The 12522-nt window shown below is 58.5% G+C and carries 11 protein-coding genes and 1 pseudogene; 9 read left to right on the plus strand and 3 right to left on the minus strand.

The window, feature by feature from the left end; genetic code table 11:
• Nucleotides 1-116: 116 nt before the first annotated feature.
• The 6 genes and pseudogenes from istA to ASF32_RS25600 form a co-directional block, all read left to right on the plus strand.
• Nucleotides 117-1604, plus strand: a pseudogene (gene istA, locus ASF32_RS18525) (IS21 family transposase); the annotation flags it as partial.
• 8 nt (nucleotides 1605-1612) lie between these two features.
• Nucleotides 1613-2347, plus strand: a complete 735-nt coding sequence (gene istB, locus ASF32_RS18530; RefSeq protein WP_280136571.1) for an IS21-like element helper ATPase IstB — start codon at nucleotides 1613-1615, stop codon at nucleotides 2345-2347.
• 699 nt (nucleotides 2348-3046) lie between these two features.
• Nucleotides 3047-4570, plus strand: coding sequence for a hypothetical protein (locus tag ASF32_RS25590; RefSeq protein WP_156467892.1), 1524 nt, complete (start codon nucleotides 3047-3049; stop codon nucleotides 4568-4570).
• A complete protein-coding gene (locus ASF32_RS25595; RefSeq protein ID WP_156467893.1) occupies nucleotides 4558-5292 on the plus strand; it encodes a hypothetical protein in 735 nt (244 codons plus the stop codon). Before ASF32_RS25590 ends, ASF32_RS25595 begins: the two co-directional genes overlap by 13 nt.
• A 31-nt stretch (nucleotides 5293-5323) precedes the next feature.
• Nucleotides 5324-5968: a hypothetical protein gene (locus ASF32_RS18535; protein ID WP_156467894.1), complete on the plus strand. Its 645-nt coding sequence runs from the start codon at nucleotides 5324-5326 to the stop codon at nucleotides 5966-5968.
• A 16-nt stretch (nucleotides 5969-5984) separates the two neighbouring features.
• Nucleotides 5985-6416, plus strand: a complete 432-nt coding sequence (locus tag ASF32_RS25600) for a hypothetical protein (RefSeq protein ID WP_156467895.1) — start codon at nucleotides 5985-5987, stop codon at nucleotides 6414-6416.
• 715 nt (nucleotides 6417-7131) lie between these two features.
• On the opposite strand, the gene ASF32_RS24810 is transcribed toward ASF32_RS25600, so the two are convergent.
• A complete protein-coding gene (locus ASF32_RS24810) occupies nucleotides 7132-8409 on the minus strand; it encodes a site-specific integrase (RefSeq protein WP_082490471.1) in 1278 nt (425 codons plus the stop codon).
• Between the two features lie 630 nt (nucleotides 8410-9039).
• Here ASF32_RS24810 and ASF32_RS18550 point away from each other — a divergent pair.
• Nucleotides 9040-9636 (plus strand): hypothetical protein, encoded by a 597-nt coding sequence (locus tag ASF32_RS18550; protein WP_244477875.1) that lies wholly within the window; start codon nucleotides 9040-9042, stop codon nucleotides 9634-9636.
• A gap of 75 nt (nucleotides 9637-9711) precedes the next feature.
• On the opposite strand, the gene argB is transcribed toward ASF32_RS18550, so the two are convergent.
• Nucleotides 9712-10623 carry an acetylglutamate kinase gene (argB, locus tag ASF32_RS18555; RefSeq protein ID WP_056431748.1) on the minus strand — a complete coding sequence of 304 codons (912 nt, stop codon included), beginning with the start codon at nucleotides 10621-10623 and terminating at the stop codon, nucleotides 9712-9714.
• Nucleotides 10624-10847: 224 nt separating this feature from the next.
• Between argB and ASF32_RS18560 the strand changes: the two genes are divergently transcribed.
• Together ASF32_RS18560 and ASF32_RS18565 are read left to right on the plus strand one after the other, a co-directional pair.
• Entirely contained in the window at nucleotides 10848-11111 is a 264-nt protein-coding gene (locus tag ASF32_RS18560; RefSeq protein WP_056431752.1) for a hypothetical protein, read from the plus strand.
• Nucleotides 11112-11307: 196 nt separating this feature from the next.
• Nucleotides 11308-11583 (plus strand): hypothetical protein, encoded by a 276-nt coding sequence (locus ASF32_RS18565; RefSeq protein WP_056431754.1) that lies wholly within the window; start codon nucleotides 11308-11310, stop codon nucleotides 11581-11583.
• A gap of 30 nt (nucleotides 11584-11613) precedes the next feature.
• On the opposite strand, the gene ASF32_RS18570 is transcribed toward ASF32_RS18565, so the two are convergent.
• Nucleotides 11614-12420, minus strand: a complete 807-nt coding sequence (locus ASF32_RS18570; RefSeq protein ID WP_056431757.1) for an MOSC N-terminal beta barrel domain-containing protein — start codon at nucleotides 12418-12420, stop codon at nucleotides 11614-11616.
• Nucleotides 12421-12522: the final 102 nt, after the last annotated feature.

Consider the following 12522-nt stretch of genomic DNA (forward strand, 5'->3'; position numbering starts at 1 on the left):
TGTGTTTCGGCGTGCAACTTTGACCCCGTGAGGCGGGGGATCGGCGTCCAATTCTGACCCCCTAACCTCGTTCTCGCAGACTGCTCTCCGGTACGACCGGAGGGTGGTGTAGGGGGATGAAGGGCGTGGACACGATTGCGCGCATCCGGCGCGAGTTCTTCAACCGCGGCCGCGCGATCAAGGACATCGTCCGCGACCTGCACGTCTCCCGCAACACGGTCCGGAAGGTCGTCCGGTCGGGAGCCACCGCCTTCGCCTACGAGCGTGAGGTGCAGCCGCTGCCCAAGCTCGGGCCGTGGCGCGACGATCTCGATCGGATGCTGACCACCAACGCCGGCAGGTCCGCCCGCGAGCGGCTGACGCTGATCCGGATCTACGAGGCGCTGCGCGGGCTCGGCTACGAGGGCGGCTACGATGCCGTTCGGCGCTATGCCAAAACCTGGAAGCGCGAGCGCGCCTCGGTCACGGCCCAGGCGTTCGTACCGCTGTCGTTCGCCCCGGGCGAGGCCTACCAGTTCGACTGGAGCCACGAGATCGTGCTGATCGGCGGCACGACCGTCACGGTCAAGGTCGCCCACGTCCGGCTGTGCCACTCGCGCATGCTGTTCGTGCGAGCCTATCCGCGCGAGAGCCAGGAGATGGTGTTCGACGCCCATGACCGGGCGTTCGCGTTCTTCCAAGGCACCTGCCAGCGCGGCATCTACGACAACATGAAGACCGCGGTGGAGACGATCTTCGTCGGGCGCGAGCGCGCCTACAATCGCCGCTTCCTGCAGATGTGCTCGCACTACCTCGTCGATCCGGTCGCCTGTACGCCGGCTTCGGGCTGGGAGAAGGGGCAGGTCGAGAACCAGGTCGGGCTGGTGCGCGAGCGCTTCTTCACCCCGCGTGTCCGGGTGAAGAGCTACGAGGAGCTGAACGCGCTCCTGCTCGATGGGGTGATCGCCTACGCCAAGGCCCATCCCCATCCCGAGGAGCGCGAGCGCACCGTCTGGGAGCGGTTCGAGGCCGAGCGGACAGCCCTCGTTCCCTATGCTGGCCGCTTCGACGGCTTCCACGCCGTCACCGCTTCGGTGTCCACGACCTGCCTCGTGCGCTTCGACAACAACCGCTACTCGGTCGCCGCCTCGGCCATCGGTCGGCCGGTCGAGGTACGGGCCTACGCCGAGCGCGTCGAGATCCGGCAAGACGGGCGCGTCGTCGCCGAGCACGAGCGCGCCTTCGGGCGGGATCAGACCGTGTTCGATCCCTGGCACTATGTCCCCGTGCTCGCCCGCAAGCCCGGCGCGCTCCGGAACGGTGCACCGTTCAAGGACTGGGTCCTGCCTCCCGCCCTTGACCGGGTCCGACGCAAGCTCGCCGGCAGTGCCGGAGGGGACCGTCAGATGGTTGAGATCCTCACCGCCGTGCTCGCCGACGGGTTGCCGGCCGTCGAGGCGGCCTGTGCCGAGGCCCTACGCGAAGGCGTGCACTCGGCCGACGTCGTCCTCAACATCCTCGCCCGGCAGCGCGAGCCGACCCCGCCCGTCACCATCCTGACCCCCGAGAGCCTGCGGCTGCGCCACGAGCCGGTCGCGGATTGCGCCCGCTACGACAGCCTGAGGAGCCCCCCATGATGGAACGCCAGAACATCCTCGCCACCATGGGCGAGCTGAAGCTCTTCGGGATGAAGGCGGCCTACGACGAGATCATCAAGGTCGCGCTCAAGCGCACCCACGAACCGCAGCAGATCGTCGGCGACCTGCTCCAGGCCGAGATCTCCGAGAAGCAGGCACGCTCGATCCGCTACCAAATGACGATCGCCAAGCTGCCCCTGGCCAAGGACATCGCCGAGTTCGCCTTCGACGGCACCCCGATCAACGAGGGTTTGGTACGCGCGCTCTCCGGCGGTGAGTTCCTGGCTCACCAGCGCAACGTCGTGCTCGTCGGCGGGACCGGGACCGGCAAGACCCACCTCGCCATCGCCATCGCACGGGCCTGCATCTGGGATGGCGCGCGGGGCCGATTCTACAACGTCGTCGACCTCGTCAACCGGCTCGAAGCCGAGGCGCGGGCGGGCCGGCAGGGCCGCATCGCCGACCACCTCGCCCGACTCGACCTCGTGGTCCTCGACGAGCTCGGCTACCTGCCGTTCGCGCAGTCGGGCGGCCAGCTGCTGTTCCACCTCATCAGCAAGCTCTACGAGACCACCTCGATCGTGGTCACCACCAACCTCGCCTTCGGGGAATGGCCAAGCGTGTTCGCTGGCGACGCCAAGATGACCACGGCGCTGCTCGACCGGCTCACCCACCATTGCGAGATCGTCGAGACCGGCAACGAGAGCTGGCGCTTCAAGAACCGCGCCTGAGGCCGGCACGCACGTCGCGCCTGCTGGACCCCTGATMAGCCCGGCTGCGCCACCCCGACCCGCTTCGCCGGGCTGATCAGGGGCGTCCCGCCATACCCATCCAGGGGGTCAAAGTTCGACGCCGATCCAGGGTCAATGTTCAACGCTGTTTGACANCCCGCTTCGCCGGGCTGATCAGGGGCGTCCCGCCATACCCATCCAGGGGGTCAAAGTTCGACGCCGATCCAGGGTCAATGTTCAACGCTGTTTGACAGTCAACTTGGTAACACTAGCCTCGAAAAGGCCGACGGGGAGCAGACGAGCATGCCCCGCGTTCGTTCCCGTTACGGTCACCTGAGAGCCCTCGCCGGCGGTTCCGCTCCTGCTGTTATATGACCCTGGTATCGCGGCCGAGCTTAGACGATCTCGACCCAAGACCGGTGCCACGGAGATCAAAATCGGCGGTGGCCGCCGCCTTGAGGCCGACCTAGGCGTCGGCGCTGCTGCTTGAGCTCGCTTTCTTCCTGGCCATCTGCAAGGCCGGGTCCGCTGGGGCCTGCAACTTCAGTTTAAAACTTCACCACTAGGGCTAGGATCAAACATCTGATCGCATGACACTATGGGCATGTGTTAATGATGAACGAAACCGAGGATTCGAAGTCCGGTGACCGACGTGCCTCCGCTCGGGACAAGCCGCGGCTAAGTTGCTTATAGGAAGCCATGGCGCTGAACGAGTTCATGACAAAAAATCTTAGGTACCTATTAACTACTGTATGTGCGCTGGGCTTCGCCGGACCGCATTGTGCAGCGGAGGCACAATTTTTTGGGCCAGACATATTCAGAAGCGCAATTGGCGCGGAGGTTTCAAAAATTAAAGAAGAGCACCCATACCCATATCAAAATGAACAGTCGTCACCGGCCCCATTCAGTGAGCTTGGCCGGCGGGCTTTGCCGGCAACGAAGGTTAACGAATTACAACCTAAGGTGTCGGCTGTATACATGGTGGCGGGCCTAGGCCTCGGAGAACGTCTGAGCTTTGATAGCGCAGTATATCGCCAATATGAATGTTATCCTTCCCACCAATTCAGAAATATCACATGGTGCAAACGTTCCTCGGTCGAACAGTCAGATCGTGGAGATTATGCGCTCTCTACCAGCATATTGCATGATGCCGAGGGCCGTATCGTGTACATCGAGCGGTCCTTTATGCCAGCGTACTTTGGGCCGACTGATATAGATGCCGAGATCAAACGGCTATCTCGTCTTTACGTAGATATGGCGGACGTTAAGCGGATTAACGGCGGAGGAGTAGGGGAAACGATCGTTCTCGCCAGGTGGGGAGGACTGAAACTTTTACCGCTCGACGATGATGCCAGAGTAGAACTTCAAAGTGGTTTGAAGGGCCAAAGCATCGTTATGGGATTTCATGCCGACCGCAAGCTTTCCTTTAAATACAATACTCCGTTATTCCGCCTCGCTGGTGGGCCTGGCTTTGTATGGAATGCAAGCCGCGACAACACCGGTCGCGGGCATCTGCGCTTCTTGGCAGTCGATCCATCAAAGCTCGACCCCATCGAGCAGAAGCGCTCCCCTAATGTGGCCCCGGACCAGGCGATAGGACAAACACAGCCCACAAAGGATACCGTACAAAGCAACGCAGGCGTAGTACCACCTGCAACAACCGTGAAAGAAGAAAATAAAGTACTGCCATCCGCTACCGCTGGCACATCCTCAAGTTCAACGGACAATACAGAGGCTGCGCTGCAGCCTATACAGATATCCAAGGTGTGCCCTGCTAGATCCGTAGAATTTCCTCAGAGATACAATCTTGTGAAAGCAAGCATAGAGGCGGCCCAGCAGAAAACTGAGCGTTGGAAAGAAGTTTGGAAATCCGCAGAAGAAGCACAGAAAGTTAGCACTGAAAAATTTTGTGACACGAAGAGGCTTGATGCAATTAGATATGAGATAGATAAGATGCCAATGATCGGCAAAAAAACTGAGGAAGATTCTCATATTGAGAAACTCTCAAGCTGCTTAGATGAACAGATTTCAAAAGTTGAAAAAGAGATTGAGAAGCTTCAAAGGCAGCCAGAACCGGTTGGTTCGCTGTTAAGAATTCACGGTGAGCTAATACAGGTGAAAATTAGAACTGGTTTACTTGCTCGTGGTTATAGAGAGACGCAGGGCACACTTAAATCGATAAAAATGTCACTTCAAGCGGGAATAAAACAATGCAACATATAAATATTTTCAGCGGCCGTTTATACAGATTTTTTATTATTGGCGTTTGTGTTGTAGCCTATCCTGGCTTTATTTTTTCGCCCGTATTGGCTCAGGAAGCGAATTCCAAGCCGTCGAACAAGCCGCCGGTTTCAAACTCCAATAGCTGCTCTGACTTTCAAAACTTGGTTAAAGGAAGCGAGTCTAGTGAGGCGACGCCCGCGCCTGATCTGGTGGAAAAAAAATACTCGCGTTTATCTGAAGCAACCAAAGCTGCAGAGGCGTGTGCTAAATCAATTACAGAATCATTTCGTGCCTTGCGTGAACAGGGTGGAGGAAAATCGTCTTGGTCCGGCATTGAACAAGCACTGGATGGATTCATCAAAGGACAGCAGAGTTTTATTGACCGGATCGAAGGTACAGGCGGCCTTATTGAGGAGGCGGCTCGAAGCGAAAGCGTTGGTCAACAGAGAATCGAGGAGGCCCAGCGGAACTATCCTGAAGAGGTAGACAGAGAGAAAGATCGTCTAGCTCGACTAAAAGAGATAGTAACTGCGACCTCTGAGCAGAAAGATGCCCTTGCAAAAGAAATTCGGCGGCTTCAAGCGAACAAGCCGAGGATCGCATTCTCCGAGGGAGGAAAACAATTCGACATGGCAATCGAATCACTCGATGAATTCAATAAAGTGCTCGAAGGATTTACAAAAAAAATACCAAAAACGCAGTCCGGTACTAATGGCATGTGATCTGAACATTTAGTTGGAGACGTGGTACACCATGATGATAAAATCGCTGACCAAATTTGGATTTATCGCCGTTTTAATGGTTTCAGTCGCAAGCCCTCTGCTTGCTCAAGCCCCGCAGGGAAGCAACTTTCAGCAGCGCATGACGAACGCTCTTGGCGCAGCAAAAAAGTCGGCAGATGAACTGAACATGCGAAGTAAGGATCTACAAGAGGCAATTAATAAGGCCGCCGATCCGGAGCAAGCAAGAAAATTCTTAGATGATCTTATGGGTAGTTCAAGTAGTGCCCTTGATGCTTTCGGCGACAACAGCGAAATGATGAAGGCTGTTAATTCCTTGCTGTCCTATATTGATGAGCGTAAGAAAAATGCGGAGACGGAAGCGGTAAATGACCCTCGCTGGATAGAGCGACTAGACAGCTGGAAAGCTCAAGCAGACAATGTGCGACAACTTCGCCAAGATATACTTAAGGAGGCTGATCGTGCGGGAAGTTTGCTTAACCGTTTGAAGAAGGATCGAAAATATATCGAAGATATCATTGCCGGGGAAAACGTCTCGAAGGCAAAATCTGAGATGGAAGCAGCTCTTAGGAATCTCAGTAACCTCGGAGACTCCTTGTCGGAGGCGGTTAAGGTTGCAGAGGAGAAGAACAACAAGTTGAAGTCGCCCAGTTTCTGATTGATCCTCATCCAAAATGTCGGTGAATACAATTTTTGACAGAATTCTATTCATCCTCTCAACTGGTTTGATCGCCTCTATCGTCACAGCTTCGCCGGGTGTCGCGCAGTCTAATCTGCTGGATAAACCTCCCGGCGACGTTGCTGCATTATGTTCAGCTTTGTCGATGGCAGAGGTCGGTATTCGTGCCTCCGAAAAACTAGCTGCTACTGCTGAGAACGATCTCGAACTGGTCAATGAACGATTGGAGGATTGTAAATGGAGGCCGCTGTGCGAGCATTCACAGGAACGACAACTTCTTGAAGAGCGTAGATCGGATGCTAACAGTCAACGGGTAAAGACATTCCAGCTTCGAGAAAAAATGGTTAATAGTCGTGAGTCCATCATTGAGAAACTTGGTATGATTTCGGATAACACTCTTATGAAAATCTGTAGCGATAGTAGATAAGTTCTCCGCAATAATCATATCTTATAAATTCAATTTTCATTTGAATTTATATGTTTAGGACGTTATCACTTTTGTTAATGCATGTGTTAAGGTTCGGACTCGATCAACCAAAGATTTGCTTGAGCTAATGTTTGGTCGAAAAGGAAGGGTTTGCTATACATCTGGTTTTCTCTTCGGCGCCTACAAGACACCAAAGTCGTTCAGGAGCTCGTCTTAATAACGGTGTCTAGTGGCTGATCTTGTTTTAATTTATGTTGAGGTTTGGCCAGCATGTCAAATAATTGGATACCCTCTTCGTGTTGTTAAGCTGTTAATCGCAATTGCCGAATGTATATTCAACGAGGGAAACGAGCGCCATAAATCGCTTTTTAGCCGGGGCCGGAGTGTAGCGCCAGCTAACCTTAGTCCACATATGGCGAGCATTGAGAATACCAACTGTATTTACCTTTTATTTGTAAGCATAAATGCCGTTGGCATTCTGACACCTCGATGTTTAACAAAATACCAAATCTATGTCTGTTTAGCTGGCGGCGTAATAACTGCAAAAAATGACATGGAGCTCACTCGTATTGATCGTGCTTTTTAGTATATTATGATTAAACTTAATCTCAAAGCTGTTATTGTCCGTATTGTGCTTGATATTGCAATTGAATAGGTTAGATAACTCAGAAGATATTCACGGGTGATATTAAATGCGCCTGCCTTATCGGCAGTTTCATGGCGTAGCAGGCCCTGAACCGCCCATGGCATGGACGATCCGTTCGCTGATCTCATCGGCTGCTCGGCGTAGCGGATCAGAATCCAAGTGAGCATATCGGTGCGTAGTAGCGGCTTGAGAGTGACCAAGGAGCTTACCAATGATTGGTAGGCCTAGACCGCTACCCGCTCCGACGCTGGCGAACGAATGCCGGAGATCGTGTAGACGAACGCCAACAAGTCCGGCTTCCGTTGCAACTAGCTCCCACGGCCGCTTCAAATCTGAACGGGGCTTCTCGCCAGCGGTTCCCGCTCCTTCGCCGGCGATAACAAAGGCACCGATGGGTGGAACGCTAGCAAGCACCTGAAGAGCTGCAGCGCCCAGAACAATCGTCTTTTTCCCGGTTTTGCTGTCTGGAAGAAGCAGCAAGCCACGCCCGACGTCGAAGTGTTCCCAGCGCAGGTGCAGGATTTCACGAAGCCGGGCGCCAGTGAACAGCAGCAGCCGTAACGCCGCTGCCGTATGCGCGTTGATTGTGACCCGCCGGTTTTCAGGCCGTGGAGCATGCTTAGCCTTCTTGGTCGCCCGAGGCTCCCAAGTCACTCCCTCCGTTTCAGCCTTCCGGATGGCCTGACCGAGCCGTCCCAGTTCCTCGGCAGTAAGAAACCGCTCACGCTGTTTCTCGCGGTACTTTCCTACCTTCGTCGCAGGATTGAACTCTTCGGGGACGAAGTGGCGCTTCGCTGCCCAGGTGTACATCGAGCTGAGCACCGCGGAGGCATAATTCGCCATGGCTGGGCGGCTCTGCATTTCATGGTGCAAACGTGCGACATCAGCTCGGGTAACCTCCTCACCTTTCTTGCGGCCGAGGCTGGGGAGGATGTGAAGATCGAAAGCTCGGCGGTAGTTCGCCAAGGTGCTCGGCTTTCGTTTCGTTTTCAGGTGTTCGGTCAAGAACGCCTTAGCGATCTCAGCAACCGTCGGGGCCGCACGAAACCGCGCTCGATCGTCAGCGGGGTCTTCGCCTCTCGCCGCAGCTCCGAGGACCTCCTTCGCCTTCCGGCGAGCTTCATCCGGCGTCAGAGTTCCATGACGCCCAATGCTCAAGAATCTTTTTGCGGCAGCACGCCCACCTTGGCCCGCACGGTAACGGACGAGATAGCTTTTTGACCCAGAGGGCTCGACCCGCAGGCCAAACCCTTTCAGCTCTGAGTCCCACACGACGTAGCGATTCGCTGTGGGCTGCGCTGCATCAACGCTCCGCTTCGTAAGTTTAGTCGGGGAGATGTCCGTCATTGGTGGTCACTCGAGCTTTTGGTGACCACGGGGTGACCACCGTCGGGTAAACCGACGCAAACGCCCGAAAACCCGAAGCTACATTACCATGATATAAATCAATGAGATAGCGATCACCAGCAATCTGCAGCTACCTCCGGAATGCTCGTTCCACCTCATTGGTAATGAGGAGGTCGACAGTTCAATCCTGTCCAGCAGCACCATTTTCCTGAAAAAACCCAGCGTTCGTGCTGCGTCTCCCGCGACTAGGCTTCGTTGCTGGTTGAACGACTTTCGGGCGCGACAGCTTCATTTCTACCCACCGATTCACGTCTTCCAACAGCCTTCACGTGGCCGTGCACAGCTCGGTGCCGGAGACGGCAGCATTCGCATCTTCGCCTTTGATCACGCGTCGGCGAGGGGCATGTTTGAAAAAGGCAGGCGGTCCGACCACTCTTGGCGCTGCCTTGACGCTGTCGCGGCCCAGGGGATAGGGCTACGCCCCGTTGCGGCAGCCAGGCTGCTTGAGTGAAGGCTGAATGTGGTGCGCGGCGGTGCCGCGGGTTTCTCGACAGGGCGGCTTCGGACATGGAAGCGGCGGTGCGAACGGTTGCACGCGCGGCGCCCTAGATCGATCGAGAGGGTTTCATTGTGAGCTTTGAGCCGGACCATAAGGCACTGGCGATTTCCGGCGCCGACGTTGCCAGCGAGCGGCCCCCGGCCGACGCGGATTCGATCATCGCCGCCTTGGAAAGGGCAGCCGTTGCAGCCTCCGCGTCCCCACCGTCGCGCAAGATGGTGGGCATGGCCAAGCGTCTCCTGGTCGAACTGCGCGCCTCTTGCCGGGGTCGGGCCGATGCCAAGCCTATGATCCTGCGTGGCCGCGCCGCTCTCAAGGAGGTTGAGGCTGCGTACCGGCCCAACGAGGCGGATGTGACGAAGGATACGGTTTCCGCCGAACGTCGCGCTGCGAAGGCCGAAACAGCGAGCCGCCGCGTGGCTGAAGGCGAGGAGGTTTTCGCTCAGAATGCCGAACGCATGCGCAAGATCGTCGGCGCGTTGATCGCTGCCTCCAAGACCGAGGATCCCAGCCGCTTCACGGTCCAGGCCACCTTGTGCCAGCAGATCTGGGACGAGATTGGTCCGGCGGGCGCGGAAGGACCGGCCCTCACCAGGGCTTATCGTAAGGCGACGGCCGCGTTCTGGGCCAAGGCCGGTGTGCCGGATCCCGGCGAGGCCGAGAAATGATGACGTTTTTAGATCCCGGCGGCCGCGAGGATGCCGCGCCCCGGGACGTAGGGGTTACGTCCCGGGGCTTTGTGCTCAGGCCCGGCGGATCAGCGTACCGGCGCCGTGGTCGGTGAAGAGTTCGAGCAGCACGGCATGGCTCACCTTGCCGTCGAGGATCACGACCGCCTCGACGCCCTGTTCCAGCGCGTAGATACAGGTCTCGATCTTCGGGATCATCCCGCCCGTGATGGTGCCGTCGGCGATGAGGCGGCGGCAATCCTCCAGGGTGAGGTCGGTGAGGAGCTTCTTGTCCTTGTCGAGCACTCCCGGCACGTCGGTGAGGAGCAGCAGGCGCTTGGCCCGCAGGGCTCCGGCGATGGCCCCGGCGAACGTATCGGCATTGACGTTGTAGGTCTGGCCGTCGGCGCCGAATGCGACCGGAGCGAGGACCGGGATCAGTTCCGCCTTCAACACCGCGTCGAGGACGCCGCGTTCCACATGCTCCGGCTCGCCCACGAGGCCGAGATCGATCTCCTTCTCGGTCTGGCTCTCCGGGTCGATCACGGTGCGCGTCGCCTTGCGGGCGCGGACCATGTTGCCGTCCTTGCCGCAGAGGCCGATGGCGCGACCGCCCTCGGCCGAGATCCAGCCGACGATCTGTTTGTTGATCGAGCCGGCGAGCACCATTTCGACCACCTCGACGGTCGCCTCGTCGGTGACGCGCAGGCCTCCACGGAACTCCGACTCGATGCCGAGCCGGCCGAGCATGCGCCCGATCTGCGGGCCGCCGCCATGAACCACGATGGGCTTCAGGCCGGATTGCTCGAGGAGCACGATATCCTCGGCGAAATCTTCCGCCGCGGCGCGGTCGCCCATGGCGTGGCCGCCATATTTGATGACGACGATCTCCTGATCGTAGCGCTGCATGTGGGGCAGGGCCTGGACCAGAACTTCCGCGCGCACATGCACGTTCGGGAGGGCGTCTTTTGCCAGAGATTCTTTCATCGTGAGGCACTGTCCTCGCTACGGCGCCGGATCGGGATGCGCGACGACGCGCTTCTAGCGCAGCGATGTCGCACTGCGAAGCGCCATAGCCGCCAAAGCTCGGAAAAATGGTCCCATCGTGAAAGGCGGATCGGTGGTGAGGACGGCCAGCACCAAGGGGGGCATAACCGTGCGTTAACCCTGTCCTGTGATCCTTTGGAAGATTGCACAGGACGCTCCCTCCGATGCTCGCCGCGGATACCACCGTCGCCCGTCCGACCCTCACCGGCCTTCGGAATCTGACCGCCGCCCTCGCCCAGATCGGGAAGGACACCGCCTCTCCCGCAGAAGTCTGGCGCAGACTGACCGACAGCTACGTCGTCGATCTCGATGCCGTCGCCAGCATCCTGCCCCGCGCCGAGCCCGAGCCGACCTGGCTCGTACCTCGTAACGAGGACCGCCTCGTCACCCGCCGATCGCGGGCCGACAATGTATCGCTTCGCGCATGAAGCCGAAGTCTTCGCGCCGTGCATGAGAGCCATGTTCGGCCGGGGCCGAGGCCACCTTGCGACAGGTTTGGCATCTGTCATGCTAGACCAAGTCCAATGAAAAACGACGAGGAACGCTCAGGCAACAATCACGCGGCCGCTCGACGCCTGAGCAACACCGCGGACCTTATTCGCCGAACCGAAAAAGGGGTCCGTCATGTCAGAATTGTTAGCCGTCGCCCTCGTTTGCTCCAGCATGATCGCGGCGCAGGATTGCTCCCGCACCACCGCCCTCGACATCATCGTGTCACCTGCGCACACGCCGATGGAATGCATGATCCACGGCCAGACCATGGCTGCTTCCACCTGGAGTGAGGAGGGTGAGAAGCGCTACGTCAGGGTGACCTGCGAGCGGCGCCATGCCGATCTTCGCGGCCTGCGCCGGGCGGGCTACGCCGCAGCCATCGTGCTCGTCCCGCGCCACCCGATCTGACCTTGCCCAGCGGCGGGAACCCAGGTGCGATTATGGCCTGACTTCGCACGGCTCGAGCAGGAGCGTCTCGCCCTGTTCGAGGCGGCCGCCGCTGAGCACCTCGGCATAGACACCGCAATCGGTATGGCCGAGTTGCGTCGAGAGGGCCTTTGGGATCGCGAGGTCGCGGAGTCCTGTCGCCGGGTCGACATTCGTCGCCGCACAGCGCTCCGTCCGCTTCGAGACTTGCAGGCGGACGCCGCCTTTCGACCCTAGGACGCGTCCGACCAGATCGAGTTCGGCAAACGGCGCGAGCCCGGAAAGGTGAAGGTTCGCGCGGAAGCGCAACGGATCGACGGGCGCTCCCACCATGTCCTCGGTCGCCGCCACGCTGGCGAGGTTGAGGAGCGAGACGAAGCCGCGCGCCGAATCCGTGAAGCGGAAGCCTTCCGGCGCGGTGAGCAACTTCGGCGGCCCGCGCAGGGCGTCGGCGAATTCCCTTGCGAAGAACGCTTCCACCGCCTCGCGCCCCTCTGGAACCGACACGTCCGCCTCGACGGCGCAGCGCCCGTCTTGAGAGATTGTCAGGATCGAGCTGTCCGCGTCATAGCGCGTCGCGAGACGCGCCAGTCCCTCGTTGCGCATTAGCATCAGAAACTTGATCTTGGGCTGGTGCTTGGGGGCCGCCGGATCGAACCCGGACGGCCCGTTCTCGATGGCGAAGAGTCGATCGCCGGGAAAATAGGCTCCGGCCCGTAGCGTCGCCGCGTCCAGACGCTCTGGCGACAGACCCTTCACCGGATAGCGATGAAGCGCCTCGAGGTGCAGTTCGCTTGGGGTCGTCGGCAGGAGATTCATCGCGCCAGCTTCGCCCGAAGCTTTCCTGAAGCGCAAGTCCGTGATCGGGTCTTGTGGTGCTCATATGCAACACTACATCGTGAACATCGGCGGCCCTCGCGG

Source organism: Methylobacterium sp. Leaf91, assembly GCF_001422815.1.
Lineage (GTDB): Bacteria > Pseudomonadota > Alphaproteobacteria > Rhizobiales > Beijerinckiaceae > Methylobacterium.

Coding starts and splice junctions, on each gene's coding strand:
- ASF32_RS25595 (WP_156467893.1), top strand. CDS start 4,558: ATGCAACATATAAATATTTTCAGCGGCCGTTTATACAGATTTTTTATT.
- istB (WP_280136571.1), top strand. CDS start 1,613: ATGATGGAACGCCAGAACATCCTCGCCACCATGGGCGAGCTGAAGCTC.
- argB (WP_056431748.1), bottom strand. CDS start 10,623: ATGAAAGAATCTCTGGCAAAAGACGCCCTCCCGAACGTGCATGTGCGC.
- ASF32_RS18570 (WP_056431757.1), bottom strand. CDS start 12,420: ATGAATCTCCTGCCGACGACCCCAAGCGAACTGCACCTCGAGGCGCTT.
- ASF32_RS25590 (WP_156467892.1), top strand. CDS start 3,047: ATGGCGCTGAACGAGTTCATGACAAAAAATCTTAGGTACCTATTAACT.
- ASF32_RS25600 (WP_156467895.1), top strand. CDS start 5,985: ATGTCGGTGAATACAATTTTTGACAGAATTCTATTCATCCTCTCAACT.
- ASF32_RS18535 (WP_156467894.1), top strand. CDS start 5,324: ATGATGATAAAATCGCTGACCAAATTTGGATTTATCGCCGTTTTAATG.
- ASF32_RS24810 (WP_082490471.1), bottom strand. CDS start 8,409: ATGACGGACATCTCCCCGACTAAACTTACGAAGCGGAGCGTTGATGCA.
- ASF32_RS18560 (WP_056431752.1), top strand. CDS start 10,848: ATGCTCGCCGCGGATACCACCGTCGCCCGTCCGACCCTCACCGGCCTT.
- ASF32_RS18565 (WP_056431754.1), top strand. CDS start 11,308: ATGTCAGAATTGTTAGCCGTCGCCCTCGTTTGCTCCAGCATGATCGCG.